This window comes from Kosakonia sp. MH5 (assembly GCF_009935945.1).
In the GTDB taxonomy this organism is placed as follows: Bacteria; Pseudomonadota; Gammaproteobacteria; order Enterobacterales; family Enterobacteriaceae; genus Kosakonia; species Kosakonia radicincitans.
This window is the reverse complement of sequence record NZ_QODH01000003.1, coordinates 140939-159575: the sequence shown is the minus strand read 5'-3', so window position 1 is coordinate 159575 and position 18637 is coordinate 140939. Positions and strand designations below refer to the sequence as shown.

Genomic DNA, 18637 nt, shown 5'->3' with positions numbered 1-18637 from the left:
TTAATAGTTTCACTATGTTACCACTAAATGGCCTTAACATAATTGCTCCATCATCGCGCATTAAGCGCACCATATTGGCGCAACGCCGCGATAACCCGGCTAAATACGTACAACTTTTAATCACAAAAGATACAAAATATTAACGTAGCGGCATGATTAAATTTTGTACGCTCGCGTTTTCCCCTGGTGTTTATCCCGATTTCACCTGCCCACGCCGATGTGGCGCAATCCCTGCAATACTTAAATCGGTATCATGTGATACGCCAGCCCCCGGAGGCCATTTTGAACAGGTTACCTTCCAGCGCATCGGCATTAGCGTGCAGCGCTCACGCCCTGAATCTCATTGAGAAGCGAACGCTTGATCATGAGGAGATGAAAGCATTAAACCGAGAGGTAGTGGATTACTTTAAAGAGCATGTCAATCCGGGGTTTTTGGAGTACCGCAAATCTGTTACCGCCGGCGGGGATTACGGAGCCGTAGAGTGGCAAGCGAGCAGTCTTAATACGCTTGTCGACACCCAGGGACAGGAGTTTTTAGATTGCCTGGGTGGTTTTGGAATATTTAATGTGGGGCACCGTAATCCAGTTGTGGTTTCCGCCGTACAGAATCAACTCGCCAAACAACCTCTTCATAGTCAGGAACTGCTCGACCCACTGCGGGCGATGCTGGCAAAAACGCTGGCGGCCCTTGCGCCAGGCAAACTGAAATACAGCTTCTTTAGTAATAGCGGGACGGAATCCGTCGAAGCCGCCCTGAAACTCGCCAAGGCGTACCAGTCGCCGCGCGGCAAATTCACCTTTGTCGCGACCAGCGGCGCGTTTCATGGCAAATCATTAGGCGCGCTGTCCGCGACCGCAAAATCCACCTTCCGCAAACCCTTTATGCCGCTGCTGCCGGGCTTTCGCCACGTGCCGTTCGGCGATATCGAGGCAATGCGTACCCTGCTTAGCGAATGCCGTAAAACCGGCGACGATGTGGCGGCGGTGATCCTGGAACCTATTCAGGGTGAAGGCGGCGTGATCCTGCCGCCGGTCGGTTATCTGCCTGCAGTTCGCAAGCTGTGCGACGAGTTTGGCGCACTGTTGATCCTCGACGAAGTGCAAACCGGCATGGGCCGCACCGGTAAAATGTTCGCCTGTGAACATGAAAACGTGCAGCCGGACATTCTGTGCCTCGCCAAAGCACTGGGCGGCGGCGTGATGCCGATTGGCGCGACGATCGCCACGGAAGAGGTTTTCTCTGTGTTGTTTGATAACCCGTTCCTGCATACCACCACCTTTGGCGGTAACCCTCTGGCCTGTGCAGCGGCGCTGGCGACCATCAATGTGTTGCTGGAGGAGAACCTCCCGGCGCAGGCGGAGCAGAAAGGCGATATGTTGCTGGATGGCTTCCTGGCGCTGGCGCGCGCGTACCCGGATTTGGTACACACCGCGCGGGGTCGTGGCATGCTGATGGCTATCGAATTTGTCGATAACGAAACAGGTTACAACTTCGCCAGCGAAATGTTCCGCCAGCGCGTGCTGGTTGCCGGAACGCTCAACAACGCGAAAACCATTCGCATCGAACCGCCGCTGACACTGACCATTGAGCAGTGTGAGCAGGTGCTGAAAGCGGCAAGCAATGCGCTGGCAGCGCTGCGGGTGGCGGTAAACGCTGAGTAATCCGGTGCCCGGTAGCGTCCGCGCTTACCGGGCCTGCAAATCATGAATGCCGGTGAGGCAACGGTGCTCTCCGGCATTTTTTTGATGCTATTCCGGCAGCAAACCAATGAAACTGCGTTTTTTGCGCGGCTCGGACATCAGCGCCTCCAGCTTCTCCACGCACGCCAGATAATGCGGTGTCTTCTTATGCGCCTCAACAGCCGCATCATCCTGATAGGCCTCGTAAATAAAAAAGCGGGTCTTCACTTTGGGATCCTGCAACACATCAAAACGCAGATTGCCCGGCTCGCGGATTGCGCCTTCATGATTGGCGCGAAACACGTGCAAAAAATCCTCCACGCAATCGGGTTTAATATTGATTTCCACCAGCGTCACATTCATGGTTGCTCTCCTTGTTTTTCTTCCAGCCAGAACTGATAAGCCTCATGGGCGCTCATATTGTCGTGAACCACTTTTTTCACCGCTTTCAGCATGGCGAGCGGCGCGCTGGACTGGAAGATGTTGCGCCCCATATCCACGCCGGATGCGCCCTGATCGATGGCGCGGAAACACATCTCCAGCGCCTCCTGCTCCGGCAATTTCTTGCCGCCAGCAATCACAATCGGCACCGGGCAACTGGCGGTGACTTTTTCAAACCCCTGCTCCACAAAATAGGTTTTCACAAACTGCGCGCCCATTTCAGCGGCGATACGGCTGGCAAGCGAGAAATAACGGGCATCGCGCGTCATCTCTTTACCAACGCCGGTCACCGCAAGCACCGGAATACCATAGCGGCTCCCCGCATCGACAAGCTTGATAACGTTGCCGATTGACTGATGTTCATATTCGCTGCCGATATACACCTGTGCCGCTACGGCCGATACATTCAGGCGCAGCGCATCTTCCATCGCCACCGCGACGCATTCATGGGAAAGCTCCGTCAGCATCGAATTCCCGCCGGAGGCGCGCAGCACCACGGGTTTGTTAGTGGCCGGAGGCACCACGCTGCGTAAGATCCCCCGCGTACACATCAGCACATCCGTTTCACCAAACAGCGGCGCAAGGGAGAGATCGATACGTTCAAGCCCGGTGGTTGGCCCCTGAAAGTATCCGTGATCGAAGGCCAGCATTACCGTGCGATTGCTCTTCGGGTTAAAGATCCTTGCCAGTCGCGACTGCATGCCCCAGTCCAGCGCGCCGCAACCTTTCAGAGTAAAGGGCACATTCTGTTGCGGTATGCCAACGCCAAAATCCTTCCCCTCTTTGTGATCGTCCAGGTCCGCCATCTCTCCTCCCGCGCAAAGCTGTGATTGAACTATTGATTTTGTGATTGAAGATTGTTCAAAAGCGTAGGCGCTGAACTATATTTTCGACCATACGAGGATCACAGTTTTATCTATAACGCTGGTCGAGGGGGCCAAACCCATGAGTTACCTGATGGCACTGGATGCAGGAACCGGCAGCATTCGCGCAGTGATCTTCGACTTATCCGGGCGGCAAATCGCCGCCGGCCAGGCCGAATGGAAACACCTGAGCATCGAAAACGTGCCGGGATCAATGGAGTTCGATCTCGACAGCAACTGGCAACTCGCCTGCCAGTGCATCCGCAAGGCGCTGGACAGCGCGGGCCTGAGTGGTGCCGATATTCAGTCCATCGCCTGCTGCTCAATGCGTGAAGGCATTGTGCTCTACGATCGCAACGGTGATGCCATCTGGGCCTGCGCCAATGTCGATTCCCGCGCCAGCCACGAAGTGGCTGAGCTCAAAGAGATCCACGACTGGCAGTTTGAATCCGAAGTCTACAGCGTCTCCGGGCAGACGCTGGCGCTCAGCGCCATGCCGCGCCTGCTGTGGCTGGCGCACCATCGTCCCGATATCTACCGCGATACCGCGACCATGACCATGATCAGCGACTGGCTGGCGTCACGCCTCTCCGGCTGGCTGGCGGTCGATCCTTCCAACGCCGGAACCACCGGCATGCTGGATCTCTTCACCCGCGACTGGCGACCAGAGCTGCTGGATATGGCCGGGCTGCGCGCGGATCTTCTGTCGCCGGTGAAAGAGACCGGCAGCCTGCTCGGCGAAGTGACGCAGCAGGCGGCACAAGAGTGCGGGCTGCGCGAAGGAACGCCCGTGATCATGGGCGGCGGAGATGTGCAGCTTGGCTGCCTCGGGCTTGGCGTGGTTCGCGCCGGGCAAACTGCGGTGCTCGGTGGCACATTCTGGCAGCAGGTGGTTAATCTGCCGCAGGTGCGTACCGATCCGGAGATGAATATCCGCGTGAATCCGCATGTGATCCCCGGCATGGCGCAGGCGGAATCCATCAGCTTTTTTACCGGGCTGACCATGCGCTGGTTCCGCGACGCGTTCTGCGCGGAAGAGAATCTGATCGCCGAACGTCTCGGCACCGATGCGTATCACCTGCTGGAAGAGATGGCCAGCCGGGTACCCGCCGGTTCGTGGGGCGTGATGCCAATCTTCTCCGACGCTATGCATTTTAAGCAGTGGTATCACGCTGCGCCGTCGTTTATTAACCTCTCCATCGATGCGGAAAAATGCAATAAAGCCACGCTGTTTCGCGCACTGGAAGAGAATGCCGCCATCGTCTCGGCCTGTAACCTGGCGCAGATCTCACGCTTCTCCGGCGTGCAATTCGACAGCCTGGTGTTCGCTGGCGGCGGCGCAAAAGGGGCGCTGTGGAGCCAGATTTTAAGTGACGTTACCGGCCTGCCGGTACGCGTGCCGGAAGTGAAAGAGGCCACTGCGCTGGGCTGCGCGATTGCGGCCGGTTTCGGTGCCGGGCTGTATGACGACATGGCGGCAACCGGCGAGCGGCTGGTGCGCTGGAGCCAGACCTACATGCCAAACCCGGCGCATCGCGAGTTGTACGACAACATGATGCTGAAGTGGCAAAAAATCTATGCCGATCAGCTGGGCCTGGTCGATAGCGGGCTGACAACGTCAATGTGGCGCGCGCCCGGCCTTGCGGAAAAAGCCTAACGTCCCTTCTCACCTGGCCCCCTTCCCTGCGGGAAGCGGGGTCACTATTTTGAATCCCATCACAATCATTACCTCCCGCTTTTCCCTTTTTGACGGCGACGGCTAAAGTAGAACTCATCCGACCACATAACAATAATTTTACACTGGAAGCGCGCATGAGCCATTACCCATCGTTATTCGCCCCACTCGATCTGGGCTTTACCACATTGAAAAACCGTGTGCTGATGGGATCGATGCACACCGGTCTGGAGGAGCGCCCGGACGGCGCTGAACGGCTGGCGGCCTTCTACGCGGAACGCGCACGCCACGGCGTAGCGCTGATTGTGACGGGCGGAGTCGCGCCTGCGCTCTCCGGCGTGACGATGGAGGGCGGTGCTGTGTTGCAGGATGCCAGCCAGCTTCCACATCATCGGCTGATCACCGATGCCGTGCATCAGGAAGGCGGCAAAATCGCGCTACAAATTCTGCATACCGGCCGTTACAGCTATCAGCCGCATCTGGTGGCGCCCTCGGCGTTACAGGCGCCGATTAACCGCTTTACGCCGCATGCCCTGAGCCACGACGAGATCCTCGCGCTGATCGATGACTTCGCCCATTGCGCGCAACTGGCGCAGCAGGCCGGTTATGATGGCGTGGAAATTATGGGCTCCGAAGGCTATCTGATTAATGAATTCCTCGCCGCCCGCACCAACCAGCGGGAAGATGAATGGGGAGGCGATGAAGCCCGCCGCCGCCGTTTTGCGCTGGACGTGGTGCGCAAGGTGCGTGAACGGGTCGGCCGCGAGTTTATTATTATTTACCGTCTGTCGATGCTGGATCTGGTCGAAGGCGGCGGCACGCTGGAACAGACCATCACGCTGGCGCAGGCAGTCGAAGCGGCAGGCGCGAACCTCATTAATACCGGCATCGGCTGGCATGAAGCGCGGATCCCGACGATCGCCACGCCGGTTCCGCGTGGAGCCTTTAGCTGGGTGACGCGCAAGCTGAAAGGGAAAGTGGGCATTCCGCTGGTCACCACTAACCGCATCAACGATCCGCAGGTTGCCGAAACGATCCTGAGTAACGGCGATGCTGATATGGTGTCAATGGCGCGTCCGTTCCTTGCCGATGCCGAGCTACTTTCTAAAGCGCAAAGTGGTCGCGCAGATGAAATCAACACCTGTATCGGGTGTAACCAGGCGTGCCTCGATCAGATCTTCGTCGGCAAGGTAACCTCCTGCCTGGTCAACCCGCGCGCCTGCCATGAAACGCAAATGCCGGTACTTCCGGCATTACGCAAGAAAAACCTTGCCGTTGTCGGCGCTGGTCCCGCCGGGCTGGCGTTTGCCGTGAATACCGCTGCACGCGGGCACAGCGTGACGCTGTTTGACGCACAGGCGGAGATCGGCGGGCAGTTTAACGTTGCCAAACAGATCCCCGGCAAAGAGGAGTTTTACGAAACCCTGCGCTACTACCGGCGCATGCTTGAACTGACAGGCGTAGCGCTGTGCCTGAACCAGCGCGTCGACCCTTCGATGCTGATGCTGTTCGATGAGGTGATCCTCGCCTGCGGTATTGAACCGCGCATTCCGCCGATCGAAGGCATCGATCATCCTAAGGTGCTGAGCTACCTCGACGTGCTGCGCGACAAAGCCCCGGTTGGCGAAAGTGTGGCGATCATCGGCTGCGGCGGGATCGGTTTTGATACCGCAATGTATTTAAGCCAGCCTGGCGAACCGACCAGCCAGAACATTGCCGAGTTTTGCGTGGAATGGGGGATCGACACCAGCCTGAAGGAAGTCGGCGGGTTGCGCCCGGAAGGGCCGCAACTGGCGAAAAGCCCGCGGCGCATTGTGATGCTGCAACGTAAAGCCGGTAAGCCGGGAGAAAATCTGGGTAAAACGACCGGCTGGATCCATCGCGCTACGCTGCTGTCACGCGGGGTGAAAATGATCCCGTCGGTCAGTTATCAGAAGATCGATGATGCCGGGCTGCACCTGTTGGTTGGTGGCGAACCGCAACTGTTGGCGGTGGATAATATCGTGATCTGCGCCGGTCAGGAGCCAAAGCGCGAGCTGGCGGAACCGCTGCGTGAGGCGGGCAAAATAGTGCATCTGATTGGCGGCTGCGCCTTACCCGGCCTGGAACAGCGGCAAATATCGCATGCCTGATAAGCGAAACGCCATCAGGCATGCGGTTCATTTAACCGTTAGCGCTTCTTACGCACTTTCACTGCTTTAAGGATCACGAATTTGTTGTTCGTCGCGATCGTTTCGCAGTTACCAAATACGCGCTTCAGCTTGCGGAAGTAATCCAGGTGGCGGTTGCCGACAATCCGCAGCTCGCCGCCATATTTCAGGCAAAAGCGCGCATCATTAAACATCTGCCAGGCAATATGATCGGTGATGGCGCTTTGTTGATGAAACGGCGGGTTGCACAGCACCGCATCAAAACGATCCGGCTCAATCCCGGCGAGCGAGTTGTTGATCATAAAGTCGCTGCGCGCGCTCGCTTCCGGGAGATTGCTTTCCACATTCAGCCGAGCGGATGCCACAGCCATTGCCGACTCATCGGCAAACAGCACGCGGCCAGGGTTTTGCGCCAGCAGTTGCAGGCCAATCACCCCGTTGCCGCAGCCGAGATCCACCATCTCGCCTTCTATCCCTTCCGGCAGATGTTGCAGGAAGAAGCGCGCGCCGATATCCAGCCCGCTGCGTGAAAAGACATTGGCATGGTTATGGATAGTCCAGTCGGTGCCATCCAGCTTCCAGCTGGCGAGCTGCAACCCACTGGCGAGCGCAGGCGCAGTAAAAGTGCAGTTGATCAAACGCGCCTTTTTCCATGCCAGCGTGGTCGTCGTTGGGCCAAGAATTTTCTCGAACAGCGCCAGCGTCGAATTGTGAATATCGCGCGCTTTCGCCCCGGCGATAATCCGTGTATTCGGCGTCACCACATCGCGCAGCGCGAACAGTTGTTGCTCCAGCAGCGCCAGTTGTTTCGGGACTTTGATCAGCACCAGCGCCGGGTTGGCAGGCAGCGGGCTAAGGCTGTCTTGCAGCGTGACGGCGTTTTCATCCATCGCATTAATACGCAGATTATGCTGCGTCGCTAATTCGGCAATGTACGAATCATTAATGCAGACCGGGTGATGCTCCGCCAGCGCGCAGGCCAGCGCACCGAAGCTGTCGTTAAAGATCAGAACCGGGCCTTCGACCTCATTCACCTGTTGCAGCAGATATTCGTCCGCCGCGTCCCACGCCTGTAATGACGCCTCTTCCACGCCGACAGGAAAGCGGTCTAAAGTAAATGATTGTCCGTTTAACTCAACCTGGCTCATCGCCCCTCCGAAGTGCTAAAATTCGCGCGTTTTATCGCTTAATTATCCGGAGATGTAAACACATTTCGCCATGAACACGCTTACCTACCTTCAGGGCTATCCTGAATCCCTGCTGGCGCAGGTAACCACGCTTATTGAACAGAACCGGCTGGGCGAGGTGCTGCAAAAACGCTATCCGCTCAGCCATGACATCACCACCGATAAAGCGCTGTATCAGTACACGCAGGAGATGAAAAACCAGTATCTGCGTAACGCCGCGCCGGTCAATAAAGTGATGTATGACAGCAAAATTCATGTGCTGAATAATGCGCTCGGCCTGCATACGGCAGTCTCGCGCGTGCAGGGCGGCAAACTAAAGGCGAAAGCGGAAATCCGCGTAGCGACAGTGTTTCGCGAAGCGCCGGAAGCGTTCCTGCGGATGATTGTGGTGCATGAGCTGGCGCATCTGAAAGAGAAAGATCACAACAAAGCGTTCTATCAACTCTGCTGCCATATGGAGCCGCAATACCACCAGCTTGAGTTTGATACCCGCCTGTGGCTGACGCACCTGGCGCTGAAATAATCCCGCCTTTGCACCGGGCAAAAAACTGGTAGTCTGTTAGCCACTCTTTTTTGTCCGCCAGGCAGACCTATGTACAACATTGATGACTTCGATCTGAAGATCCTGACGCTGCTACAGTCCAACGGCCGTTTAACCAACCAGGAGCTGAGCGCGCTGATTGGCCTCTCCGCCTCGCAGTGTTCCCGCCGCCGTATTGCGCTGGAACAGGCACAGTTGATTCTCGGTTATCACGCAAGACTCGCGCCGGATGCCGCAGGCCAGGAGATGCTGGGCCTGATCGAGGTGCGTCTGCTGAACCATACGCCGGAGTGCGTGGCGAGCTTTCATCAGATGGTCAGCGGCGTGGATGCAATCATTGACGCCTATAAAACGACCGGTGACGCGGATTATTTACTCAAAGTGGCGGTTGCCGATCTGCCGGGGTTAAACCACTTAATTAGCGGTATCCTCGCGCAAAATAAAAGCGTCGCGCATCTGAAAACCTCGGTGGTGCTGAATCGCCTGAAAGAGAACGGTTTGCTGATGCCAGGCAGCAGCGCATTGCCCTAAAATGGGGCATAACGCCTTTTTTTGGTGCGACGCGGCGATATTTTCACGCATAAATCATAGCTAATGCGCACACATCACCCGAAAGTAACGCCATATACGCACGTAACGTGCAAAATTCTCTTTTCCGACATTTCAAGATGTTAGCGAGTGTGTCGTCGGTTTATTCGCCATTAGCGCTTCGCAACCCTGCCATCTGGTGTATTTATTGCAGGTGATACTTATCTTTATCACTGAAATAATTGTGCACACTTATGGATAACGTCCTTACCCCAAATAAACTCGCCCATAGCTGGCTGGAAGATGCGCTGGCGCTGCTGTTTGGTACGCTGATGATCTCTTTTGGCGTCGTGCTGTTTCGTCAGTCCGGCGCGCTGACCGGCGGGACGGCAGGGCTGGCGTTTTTGATCCACTACACCACCCATGTTTCGTTTGGCGTGGCGTTCTTCCTGATTAACCTGCCGTTTTACTGGCTTTCCGTGCGCCGCATGGGCGCGCAGTTTACGTTGAAGACCTTCTGCGCGGTGGCGATGGTATCGCTCTTTTCCGATCTGCATGGCCGCTTTATTCATATCGATCAGCTCAATCCGTTCTACGCCACGCTGTTTGGCAACATCATGATGGGTATTGGTTTTGTGGTGCTGTTCCGCCATAAAGCCAGCCTCGGCGGCATGAATATTCTGGCGCTCTGGCTTCAGGAAAAGAGTGGAATCCGCGCCGGGAAATTCCAGATGGTGGTGGATGCCTGCATCGTCACCGCTTCGCTGTTTGTGGTGAATTGGCCGATGCTGGTGGTGTCGGTTGTCGGCGCAACCATCCTCAATTTGATTATCGCCATGAACCACCGCCCCGGACGCTACGCGGTGTAATGGATTGAACCTCTGACCAACCCCAGGAGTTGTAACGTGTTCCAGAATGTTGATGCCTATGCGGGCGATCCGATCCTCTCTCTGATGGAAGCGTTCCATCAGGATAACCGTAGCGACAAGGTCAATCTCAGTATCGGTCTTTATTACAATGAGCAGGCGATCATTCCGCGCCTCAAGGCCGTACAGCAGGCGGAAGAGCGCCTGCAAAGCCAGCCGCAAAGCGCCAGCCTCTATCTGCCGATGGAAGGTTTTGCGCCTTACCGCAGTGCAGTGCAAACGCTGCTGTTTGGTGAGTTACATCCGGCGCTGCGTGCCGGGCGTATCGCAACCATCCAGACGCTGGGCGGTTCCGGGGCGCTGAAAGTGGGTGCGGACTTTCTGAAAAGCTACTTCCCGGATTCCGAAGTCTGGGTCAGCGATCCGACCTGGGAAAACCATATCGCGATTTTCGCCGGTGCCGGGTTCACGGTGCATAGCTATCCCTACTTTGATAACGCCAGCCGCGGCGTCGATTTCGCAGCTCTGCTCGACACGCTGAGAACGCTGCCGCCGCGCAGTATCGTGCTGTTGCATCCCTGCTGCCATAACCCAACCGGGGCGGATCTGACGCGTAACCAGTGGGATCAGGTCATTGAAGTGCTGATTGCCCGCGAACTGATCCCGTTCCTCGACATCGCCTATCAAGGCTTTGGCGCCGGGCTGGATGACGATGCCTATGCCATTCGCGCCATTGCCAGCGCCGGTTTGCCTGTGCTGGTCAGCAACTCGTTCTCGAAAATCTTCTCACTCTATGGCGAGCGCGTCGGCGGATTGTCAGTAGTGTGTGAAGATGCGGACGCCGCCGCCCGCGTGCTTGGGCAGCTTAAAGCCACGGTGCGTCGCAACTACTCAAGCCCGCCTAATTTCGGCGCACAGGTGGTTTCGCTGGTGCTTAACGACCCGCAACTGAATGTACTCTGGCGTGCTGAAGTGGAAGCGATGCGTACCCGTATCAGCGAGATGCGTCACGCGCTGGTGGCGGCGCTGAAAACCGCGTTACCGCAGCAGGATTTCAGCTTCCTGCTAAGCCAGCGCGGCATGTTCAGTTACACCGGTTTTAGCCCTGAGCAAGTGGAAAAACTGCGTGAAATATTTGGCGTCTACCTGATCGCCAGCAGCCGGGTTTGCATGGCGGGGCTGAACCACCACAATATCGCCCGCGTGGCGCAGGCGTTCGCCGCCGTTCAATAATCCCTGGCGGGTTCCGCAAGGACGCGGAACCCGGTTTGTTAATGCATGGTCATGCCCCCGGTGACATTGATGGCCTGCCCGGTCATATACGAGGCTAAAGGACTGGCGAGAAAGGCGACCACGTTGGCGACATCCAGCGGCTGCGCCGTGCGCCCGAGCAGCACTTGCGAACAATCTTCTGCGTAGATATCTTCCGCCGTTAAACCGCGCAAAACCGCACCTTCGCGGCGTTCGCGCCACTTCATTTCGGTCTCGACAATACCGGGGCAAACGGCGTTCACCAGAATGTTATGCCGCGCCAGTTCGATAGCCATCACCCGCGTCAGCCCCAGCACCGCATGCTTGGTGGCGACATATTGCCCCATCAACCGGTAACCGTTTTTCCCGGCCTGCGACGCAATATTGATGATGCGCCCGGCGGATTGCGGTTTCATCACGCGGATCGCCGCTTCTGACAGGTAACTCAGCCCCTTAACATTGATGTCCAGCAGCCGCTGCCAGTCGCTGTCGCGCATTGCATCTACCGGACTCATCGCCGAAACGCCGCAACTATTGACCAGAATATCCACCCCGCCAAACGTACTCATCGCAGCGTCGATCAAGGCCTCCGCCTGCGGACGCGAAGCCACATCGCAGGGTTGCAGCAGATAGCGTGAATGCAATTGTGCGGCTGTCGCAGCGATATCGCCGACAACAACATTCGCGCCGCCATGATGCAGCAGATCGGCAATCGCTTTGCCGATCCCCTGTAACCCACCGCTCACCACGGCGGTTTGCCCGCTAAAGTCGAGGGCAATCATGGTTAGTTACGCCGGAACGGGTCATCGCTGATCCCGGCGTCAAGCACCTGTTTTGCGTACTCCTGCGCCGAGAAAAGCGAATGGTCACGATAGTTGCCGCAGGCCAGCGGCGTCACAGCCGGAACATCTGTCGCGTCAAGTACGCGGCGCAGGACGCGCGTCAGAGCGGCAGCCACATCAGCAGGTTTGTGCTCATCCCACAGGATCAGGTAGAAACCGGTACGACAGCCCATTGGTGAGATATCGATAATGCCGTCCAGCTCCTCGCGCAGGCCAAAGGCCAGCAGATGCTCCAGGGTGTGCAGCGCCGCTGTCGGAATGGCGTCGGTATTCGGTTGCAGCAAACGCAAATCAAACTTTTGCACCACGCTGCCCAGCGCGTGGCGTTCAACACCGGCAACGCGAACGTAAGGGGCTTTTACTTTGGTGTGGTCGAGCGTAAAGCTTTCAACAACAGGCATGATTTTCTCCTCAGGGTTACCGCGACGACTCGCGGCGCAGACGGCGCGCCAGGCGGGTGCCGAGGGTCTGGATTAACTGCACAATGACAATCAGAACAAGGGCGGTCACCAGCGTGGCAAACGCATCAAAACGCTGGTAACCGTAAGTAATGGCGAGATCGCCGATACCGCCGCCGCCGACCGTTCCGGCCATCGCGGTGGCGCCCAGCAGGCCAATGGTGGCGGTCGTTAATGCGAGGACCAGCGAAGAGGCGGCTTCCGGCAGCATAAAGTGCCAGATCGTTTGCAACGGAGAAGCGCCCATCGCATCCGCCGCTTCCAGAATGCCGTCATCAATATCCAGCAGTGAGCTCTCCACCAGCCGCGAAATGTACGGGGCGATAAAGACAATCAGCGGCACAATCGCCCCGGCAGTACCGATGGTGGTGCCAACCAGCAAACGGGTGAAAGGCAGAATGGTGATCAGCAAAATGATAAAAGGCAGCGAGCGCACGACGTTGATCACCGGGTTTAGCACCTGATGAACCACGCGATTAGGCACAATGCCGCCGGGTCGGCAAATCACCAGCACAATCCCCAGCGGAATGCCGAGCAGGGAGCCAAACCCTAACGACACGCACACCATTACCAGCGTGTCATGCAGCGCCAGCACAAACTGATCGCCGGTCACGGCAGTATCAAATAACTCAAACATCGCTGATTTTTACCCCCGCCTCGTGAAGATCGGCAATCGCGCTGGTTATCGCCGCGTCGTCTCCCTGAATTTGCACAATCATAAAACCGATAATGCGGTTCTGGACTTCTGACATGCTGGCAAAAAGGATATTGATTTCAATCGCATAACTTTTAATGATGCGGTTGATGATCGGCTGTTGCGCGGTGCTGCCGACAAACTCCAGCCGCAACCCGCGCCCGTGCGCCTGAAGTAATGCATCAACGCGCGCCGGAAGCCGGTCATGGATCACCGACTGCACAAAGCTGGCGGTTACGGCGTGACGGGGTTCAGCAAACAACGTAAACACCTCGCCGTGCTCCACGACCCGGCCCCGCTCCATCACCGCCACTTTGTTGCAAATCTTTTGCACCACTGACATTTCATGGGTAATCAACACGATAGTGATGCCATAGCGCTGATTGATCTCTTTCAGTAGCAGCAGGATCTGCACGGTGGTGTGCGGATCCAGCGCCGAGGTCGCTTCGTCGCACAGCAGCACTGAAGGGTTGGTTGCCAGCGCACGGGCGATGCCAACGCGCTGTTTCTGCCCGCCGGATAACTCGTCCGGATAGCTGTGCGCCTTGTCGCCAAGGCTGACGAAATCAAGCAGTTCCGTAACACGCGCCTGAATAAAAGCTTTATCTTTGCCTTGCAGAATCAACGGGATGGCCACGTTATGGAAAACGGTTTTCGCATTCAGCAAATTAAAATTCTGAAAGATCATGCCGATGTTTTTTTTGATCGCCTGCAAGCGCTTTCCGGTTACGCCCTGCAACGATTCGCCATTCAGCACGACATCGCCTTTCCCTGGCGATTCAAGACGATTGATTAAACGTAGCAAGGTACTTTTCCCTGCACCGCTGTAACCAATAATCCCGAAAATATCGCCCTTTTCAATTTTCAGCGTAATATTATCCAGCGCCTGGATTTGGTGGCCGTTACGCGCAAAGGTTTTACTGACGTTACGAAACTCAATCATCGGATTATTTATTTAAAGTAATCAGGCAACAGATAGCCGCTATATTGCGATTGTCCGTGAATATAATTTTTGAATTCGGCCGAGTGATAGCCAGCAATAATATCTTTGGCAAACTGCGCATCTTTATTTTTGCCCGCGATGGTCACCACATTAATAAAGTTGCTGGTGGGATCTTCCAGTTTTAATGCCGAAGCCAGTTTCATTCCGCTGGAGACCGCAAAATTCCCCTGAATTAATCCATAATCCACATCCGGCAGGGCGCGAACCTGCTGGGCGTTATCCATCTCTTTCAATACGATTTTATACGGGTTTTCGCTGATATTGCGCTGGGAGAAGGTTGCCGGATCGCTCTTTGGATCGATCTTTATCCAGCCCAGGCTTTGCAGCACCAGCGCGGCGCGATACTCGTTCGAGGGCTGATTCGGTACCGATACCGTGGTACCCGCTTCGGGTTTCACCAGTTGTTTTATCTTCGCGGAATAGAGGCCCATCGGCGGCGTTGGCACCTGCACAATGCCGATATTATCGATGCCTAACCGTTCATTCACCGATTTTAGATACACCGGATGCTGCATGATATTGGCTTCAATATTCCCGCGCGCCACCGCATCATTCACCTGAATACCGTCGCTAAAATCTTTAAATTCGACGGTGTAGCCTTTGGCCTGCAGGAAAGGGACAACACCTTTTTCAAACTGTTCTTTATAAGGACCAGGGTTAAAACCCACGCGGATGAGTTTGGTTTGTGCATCCGCCGCCAGCGCCAGCGAAGAGGAAGTGGCTAATAATGCAAAGATAACACCCAATATGACTGGCCTGCTCATTAATAATGTCCCCATCAGAGTAAATTTCGATCTGATTAAATCACAGGCGATATATTTTTATTTTGTTTTTTTGTCATAACGATAATTGCCCACAGAATATTCAAAAAATAAAAAAACATTGCCGCTTTTATTCTTTAGCGAATCCGCCATTTGCTGTTATGCCATAGGGAATAATGGATACTATGTTGAGCAAACTATGCCTGATTTTTCCCCTTCACCGTTGATCGATGCGCTGGAAGAGAACCTGTTTAGCGCGCTGGAAAAGGTGGCGGCAACCATTGATACCGCCGCGTTGCCGCTCGTGGATCTCTCCAGCGGCAGCCCTGGGCAACCCACACCGCCGGAAATTATTGCCCGCCTGCAACACGCCGTTGCCGACGAGCAGAACCACGGTTATCCCTCATTCTGGGGCAAGACACAGGTGCGCCAGGCGATTGCCGATTTTTACCGGCAACGTTATGGCGTCGAACTGGATCCGGAGCGGGAAGTGGCAGTTTTTCAGGGATCGCATATCGGCGTCAGCGGTCTGCCGCGCGCGCTGCTCAAGCCCGGGCAATACCTGATCTCCACCGATCCTTGTTACCCCATTTATCGCTCAGCCGCGCTACAGGCACAGGCTCGCTTTTATGGCATCCCGCTGGAGGAAGCCGATGACTTTTTACCGGACTTCAGCCGCGTGCCCGCCGATGTCGCCCGTCATGCCGGTTTGTTGATGCTCAATTATCCGCACAACCCCACCGGCGCGCTGGCCACGCCAGCGTTGTTCTCGGCGGCGCTCGATTTCGCCCGCGAATACCATCTTCCGGTGGTGCATGATTTTGCCTATGCGGCGATTGGCAGCCACGCGGAAGAAGCGCCATTAAGCCTGCTGGCGATGCCCGGCGCTAAAGCGTGGGGTGTAGAGACCTATACGCTGTCGAAAACCTTCAGCATGGCGGGCTGGCGCTTTGGTTTTGCCGTCGGCAATGCGTCTGTCATTCAGGCGTTTAAAAAGCTGCATACCCACAGCTACAGCACCGTTTTTGGTGCGGTGCAGGATGCGGCAATCGCGGCATTAGCGCTGCCGCCACAGCGTACGCAGCAACTGGTGGCGGTTTACCATCAGCGACGCAAATGGGTGCTGGAAATGCTGGCCGCGATGTCATGGCCGGTACACGCAAGGCAAGGCACGTTTTTTCTCTGGCTGCCCGTACCTGCGGGCTTTAACGCCGCTACGTTTTCCGCTTTACTGCTCAACGAGGCGCATGTGCTGGTTGCGCCGGGTTCAGGCTTTGGTAAAGGAGGCGAGCAGTTTATTCGTATCAGCCTGACGGCCAGCGATGAGGCGCTCGAAACCGCGCTTTCGCGTATTGCCGCGCTGCGTCTCTTCCCCGGTTGAGGCCATTTGTGCTTCTGCGTAGCAGTGCACTGGTTTTGTCATTATGACGTGGTAGAGTGCACAAATACCCCCTTTACGGAGAAATTGCGCCCTTATGATACGTTTCGCTGTCATAGGTACAAACTGGATCACCCGCCAGTTTGTCGACGCCGCCCATGAGACGGGCAAATATAAACTCACCGCCGTTTTTTCCCGCAGCCTTGAACAGGCGCAAACGTTCGCCAACGACTACCCGGTAGAACATCTGTTTACCTCTCTGGAAGAGATGGCGAAAAGCGATGCCATTGATGCGGTGTATATTGCCAGCCCGAACTCTCTGCATTTCCCGCAGACCCGGCTGTTTCTGAGCCACAAAAAGCATGTGATCTGTGAAAAACCGCTGGCCTCGAACTTACAGGAAGTCGAAGCGGCGATTGCCTGTGCGCGGGAAAATCAGATGGTGCTGTTTGAAGCCTTCAAAACCGCCAGCCTGCCGAACTTCGTGCTGCTGAAACAGTCGCTGACGAAAGTGGGCAAAGTGCGAAAAGCCTTTATCAACTACTGCCAGTACTCTTCGCGCTACCAGCGTTATCTGGATGGCGAAAACCCGAATACCTTTAATCCGGCGTTCTCTAACGGTTCGATTATGGATATCGGCTTCTACTGCCTGGCATCTGCGGTAGCGCTGTGGGGCGAGCCGCACAGCGTACAGGCCACCGCCAGCCTGCTCGACAGCGGCGTTGATGCGCACGGCGTGGTGGTGATGGATTACGGCGATTTCAGCGTTACGCTGCAACACTCGAAAGTGAGCGACTCCGTTTTGCCAAGCGAGATCCAGGGTGAAGCCGGTTCGCTGGTGGTGGAAAAGATCTCCGAATGCCAGAAAGTGTCGTTCGTGCCGCGCGGCAGTAAAGCGCAGGAGCTGACGCAGCCGCAGCATATCAACACCATGCTCTATGAAGCGGAGACCTTTGCGCGGCTGGTGGAAGAGAATGAGATCAACCATCCGGGGCTGGCTATCAGCCGTACCACGGCCAAACTGCAAACGGAAATCCGCCGTCAGACCGGCGTGAAATTCCCGGCAGATGACGTTGGCGTTGAACTCACTGCGTAAAGGTTCGTAAACCAGGCAAGCCGAATCATTGACGGCACGAATAGACTGACATATTTTGTTACTCGCAAAGGGGAGTAACTTCATTGCCGGTGGATCGTCATTACGATGCGTTATTGCATCCGGTCGCCGGGCGTCTTCGCAGACGTAAGTGAGACCTTGCCGGAAGGCGAGACTCCCTGCATCTAAAGCAAGCGGCTGACGTCTTTCGACGTTAGCCGTTTTTTGTTTTAGGTAAGGAATTCATTATGAATACAGTCGGCACACCGATGTTATGGGGCGGGTTCGCTGTCGTGGTCGTGATTATGCTGGCCATCGACCTCTTGCTTCAGGGACGACGCGGCGCGCACACCATGTCCATGAAGCAAGCGGCCGTATGGTCGATCGTCTGGGTTAGCCTCTCGTTACTCTTCAATGCCGCGTTCTGGTGGTATCTGACGCAAACCGAAGGGCGCGCAGTGGCAGATACGCAGGCGCTGGCGTTTCTCACCGGTTACCTGATTGAAAAAGCGCTGGCGGTGGATAACGTCTTTGTCTGGCTGATGCTGTTCAGCTACTTTGCGGTTCCGGCGGCGCTCCAGCGTCGGGTACTGGTTTACGGCGTACTCGGCGCGATTGTGCTACGTACCATCATGATCTTCGCCGGTAGCTGGCTAATCTCGCAATTCTCATGGTTGCTGTATGTGTTTGGCGCTTTCCTGCTGTTTACCGGCGTGAAGATGGCGCTGGCGAAAGAAGATGAAACCGGGATCGGCGATAAGCCGCTGGTGCGCTGGCTGCGCGGGCATTTGCGCATGACGGATCGCATCGAAAGCGAGCACTTCTTTGTGCGTAAAAATGGCCTGCTGTTCGCCACGCCGCTGTTGCTGGTGCTGATTCTGGTGGAACTGAGCGATGTGATTTTTGCCGTCGACAGCATTCCGGCGATCTTTGCGGTGACCACCGATCCCTTTATCGTACTGACCTCAAACCTGTTCGCGATTCTGGGTCTGCGCGCCATGTACTTCCTGCTGGCGGGCGTCGCGGAGCGCTTCTCAATGCTTAAGTACGGGCTGTCGGTGATCCTGGTGTTTATTGGTATCAAGATGCTGATCGTGGATTTCTTCCATATCCCTATCGCCATTTCGCTGGGGGTGGTCGGCGGGATCCTGGCGCTGACGCTGCTGATCAACGCCTGGGTTAACTACCAGAACGACAAGAAAAAAGCGCAGGAATAGCAAACCTGC

At 56.0% G+C, this 18637-nt stretch carries 17 protein-coding genes and 1 pseudogene; 10 read left to right on the top strand and 8 right to left on the bottom strand.

Translation table 11 applies throughout. From position 1 onward, the window contains the following. Window positions 1-282: 282 nt before the first annotated feature. Window positions 283-1662, top strand: a complete 1380-nt coding sequence (gene ygjG / locus DK872_RS10560; RefSeq protein ID WP_172745712.1) for a putrescine aminotransferase — start codon at window positions 283-285, stop codon at window positions 1660-1662. Between the two features lie 87 nt (window positions 1663-1749). Here ygjG and lsrG read toward each other — a convergent pair whose 3' ends face one another. Next, window positions 1750-2043 (bottom strand): (4S)-4-hydroxy-5-phosphonooxypentane-2,3-dione isomerase, encoded by a 294-nt coding sequence (gene lsrG, locus DK872_RS10555; RefSeq protein WP_007370002.1) that lies wholly within the window; start codon window positions 2041-2043, stop codon window positions 1750-1752. Further along, a complete protein-coding gene (gene lsrF / locus DK872_RS10550) occupies window positions 2040-2927 on the bottom strand; it encodes a 3-hydroxy-5-phosphonooxypentane-2,4-dione thiolase (RefSeq protein WP_007370001.1) in 888 nt (295 codons plus the stop codon). Before lsrF ends, lsrG begins: the two co-directional genes overlap by 4 nt. Before the next feature lie 139 nt (window positions 2928-3066). Between lsrF and lsrK the strand changes: the two genes are divergently transcribed. Both lsrK and DK872_RS10540 read left to right on the top strand, forming a co-directional pair. Next, the gene (gene lsrK, locus DK872_RS10545) at window positions 3067-4641 is read left to right on the top strand and encodes an autoinducer-2 kinase (RefSeq protein WP_161518343.1); all 1575 of its coding nucleotides are present in this window, start codon (window positions 3067-3069) and stop codon (window positions 4639-4641) included. A gap of 155 nt (window positions 4642-4796) precedes the next feature. After that, window positions 4797-6749: pseudogene (locus tag DK872_RS10540) on the top strand (FAD-dependent oxidoreductase); the annotation flags it as partial. Window positions 6750-6829: 80 nt separating this feature from the next. On the opposite strand, the gene rlmG reads toward DK872_RS10540, so the two are convergent. Next, complete coding sequence (rlmG, locus tag DK872_RS10535) at window positions 6830-7957, bottom strand: 23S rRNA (guanine(1835)-N(2))-methyltransferase RlmG (protein WP_007369997.1); 1128 nt, start codon at window positions 7955-7957, stop codon at window positions 6830-6832. Between the two features lie 70 nt (window positions 7958-8027). Between rlmG and DK872_RS10530 the strand changes: the two genes are divergently transcribed. The 4 genes from DK872_RS10530 (at window position 8028) to DK872_RS10515 (ending at window position 11164) form a co-directional block, all read left to right on the top strand. Next, window positions 8028-8519, top strand: a complete 492-nt coding sequence (locus tag DK872_RS10530) for a M48 family metallopeptidase (protein ID WP_007369996.1) — start codon at window positions 8028-8030, stop codon at window positions 8517-8519. Between the two features lie 69 nt (window positions 8520-8588). Further along, the gene (locus DK872_RS10525; RefSeq protein ID WP_161518341.1) at window positions 8589-9068 is read left to right on the top strand and encodes an Lrp/AsnC family transcriptional regulator; all 480 of its coding nucleotides are present in this window, start codon (window positions 8589-8591) and stop codon (window positions 9066-9068) included. A 251-nt stretch (window positions 9069-9319) separates the two neighbouring features. Then, a complete protein-coding gene (locus tag DK872_RS10520; protein ID WP_007369994.1) occupies window positions 9320-9934 on the top strand; it encodes a YitT family protein in 615 nt (204 codons plus the stop codon). A 36-nt stretch (window positions 9935-9970) separates the two neighbouring features. Further along, the gene (locus DK872_RS10515) at window positions 9971-11164 is read left to right on the top strand and encodes an amino acid aminotransferase (RefSeq protein WP_161518340.1); all 1194 of its coding nucleotides are present in this window, start codon (window positions 9971-9973) and stop codon (window positions 11162-11164) included. A 38-nt stretch (window positions 11165-11202) separates the two neighbouring features. On the opposite strand, the gene DK872_RS10510 is transcribed toward DK872_RS10515, so the two are convergent. The 5 genes from DK872_RS10510 to DK872_RS10490 are packed head-to-tail and all read right to left on the bottom strand — an operon-like array spanning window position 11203 to window position 14943. Further along, window positions 11203-11964 carry an SDR family NAD(P)-dependent oxidoreductase gene (locus tag DK872_RS10510; RefSeq protein ID WP_007369992.1) on the bottom strand — a complete coding sequence of 254 codons (762 nt, stop codon included), beginning with the start codon at window positions 11962-11964 and terminating at the stop codon, window positions 11203-11205. Between the two features lie 2 nt (window positions 11965-11966). After that, complete coding sequence (locus DK872_RS10505; RefSeq protein ID WP_035887884.1) at window positions 11967-12425, bottom strand: S-ribosylhomocysteine lyase; 459 nt, start codon at window positions 12423-12425, stop codon at window positions 11967-11969. A 16-nt stretch (window positions 12426-12441) separates the two neighbouring features. Further along, window positions 12442-13119 carry a methionine ABC transporter permease gene (locus tag DK872_RS10500; protein WP_007369990.1) on the bottom strand — a complete coding sequence of 226 codons (678 nt, stop codon included), beginning with the start codon at window positions 13117-13119 and terminating at the stop codon, window positions 12442-12444. Continuing rightward, window positions 13112-14119, bottom strand: a complete 1008-nt coding sequence (locus DK872_RS10495) for a methionine ABC transporter ATP-binding protein (RefSeq protein WP_064563487.1) — start codon at window positions 14117-14119, stop codon at window positions 13112-13114. The genes DK872_RS10500 and DK872_RS10495 overlap by 8 nt, the downstream gene beginning before the upstream one ends. An 8-nt stretch (window positions 14120-14127) precedes the next feature. Beyond that, on the bottom strand, window positions 14128-14943 hold the full coding sequence (locus DK872_RS10490) for a MetQ/NlpA family ABC transporter substrate-binding protein (protein ID WP_035887889.1): 816 nt from the start codon (window positions 14941-14943) through the stop codon (window positions 14128-14130). Window positions 14944-15139: 196 nt separating this feature from the next. On the opposite strand from DK872_RS10490, the gene DK872_RS10485 reads away from it, so the two are divergent. The 3 genes from DK872_RS10485 (at window position 15140) to DK872_RS10475 (ending at window position 18628) form a co-directional block, all read left to right on the top strand. Further along, window positions 15140-16321, top strand: coding sequence for an aminotransferase class I/II-fold pyridoxal phosphate-dependent enzyme (locus DK872_RS10485; RefSeq protein WP_035887891.1), 1182 nt, complete (start codon window positions 15140-15142; stop codon window positions 16319-16321). A 94-nt stretch (window positions 16322-16415) separates the two neighbouring features. Next, the gene (locus DK872_RS10480) at window positions 16416-17414 is read left to right on the top strand and encodes a Gfo/Idh/MocA family protein (protein ID WP_035887893.1); all 999 of its coding nucleotides are present in this window, start codon (window positions 16416-16418) and stop codon (window positions 17412-17414) included. Between the two features lie 245 nt (window positions 17415-17659). Then, complete coding sequence (locus DK872_RS10475; protein ID WP_007369984.1) at window positions 17660-18628, top strand: TerC family protein; 969 nt, start codon at window positions 17660-17662, stop codon at window positions 18626-18628. Window positions 18629-18637 lie beyond the last annotated feature (9 nt).

Excerpts from the sequence above, each read along its gene's own strand:
- lsrG (WP_007370002.1), bottom strand. The coding sequence starts at position 2,043 with ATGAATGTGACGCTGGTGGAAATCAATATTAAACCCGATTGCGTGGAG.
- lsrF (WP_007370001.1), bottom strand. The coding sequence starts at position 2,927 with ATGGCGGACCTGGACGATCACAAAGAGGGGAAGGATTTTGGCGTTGGC.
- lsrK (WP_161518343.1), top strand. The coding sequence starts at position 3,067 with ATGAGTTACCTGATGGCACTGGATGCAGGAACCGGCAGCATTCGCGCA.
- rlmG (WP_007369997.1), bottom strand. The coding sequence starts at position 7,957 with ATGAGCCAGGTTGAGTTAAACGGACAATCATTTACTTTAGACCGCTTT.
- DK872_RS10530 (WP_007369996.1), top strand. The coding sequence starts at position 8,028 with ATGAACACGCTTACCTACCTTCAGGGCTATCCTGAATCCCTGCTGGCG.
- DK872_RS10525 (WP_161518341.1), top strand. The coding sequence starts at position 8,589 with ATGTACAACATTGATGACTTCGATCTGAAGATCCTGACGCTGCTACAG.
- DK872_RS10520 (WP_007369994.1), top strand. The coding sequence starts at position 9,320 with ATGGATAACGTCCTTACCCCAAATAAACTCGCCCATAGCTGGCTGGAA.
- DK872_RS10510 (WP_007369992.1), bottom strand. The coding sequence starts at position 11,964 with ATGATTGCCCTCGACTTTAGCGGGCAAACCGCCGTGGTGAGCGGTGGG.
- DK872_RS10505 (WP_035887884.1), bottom strand. The coding sequence starts at position 12,425 with ATGCCTGTTGTTGAAAGCTTTACGCTCGACCACACCAAAGTAAAAGCC.
- DK872_RS10500 (WP_007369990.1), bottom strand. The coding sequence starts at position 13,119 with ATGTTTGAGTTATTTGATACTGCCGTGACCGGCGATCAGTTTGTGCTG.
- DK872_RS10495 (WP_064563487.1), bottom strand. The coding sequence starts at position 14,119 with ATGATTGAGTTTCGTAACGTCAGTAAAACCTTTGCGCGTAACGGCCAC.
- DK872_RS10490 (WP_035887889.1), bottom strand. The coding sequence starts at position 14,943 with ATGAGCAGGCCAGTCATATTGGGTGTTATCTTTGCATTATTAGCCACT.
- DK872_RS10485 (WP_035887891.1), top strand. The coding sequence starts at position 15,140 with ATGCCTGATTTTTCCCCTTCACCGTTGATCGATGCGCTGGAAGAGAAC.
- DK872_RS10480 (WP_035887893.1), top strand. The coding sequence starts at position 16,416 with ATGATACGTTTCGCTGTCATAGGTACAAACTGGATCACCCGCCAGTTT.
- DK872_RS10475 (WP_007369984.1), top strand. The coding sequence starts at position 17,660 with ATGAATACAGTCGGCACACCGATGTTATGGGGCGGGTTCGCTGTCGTG.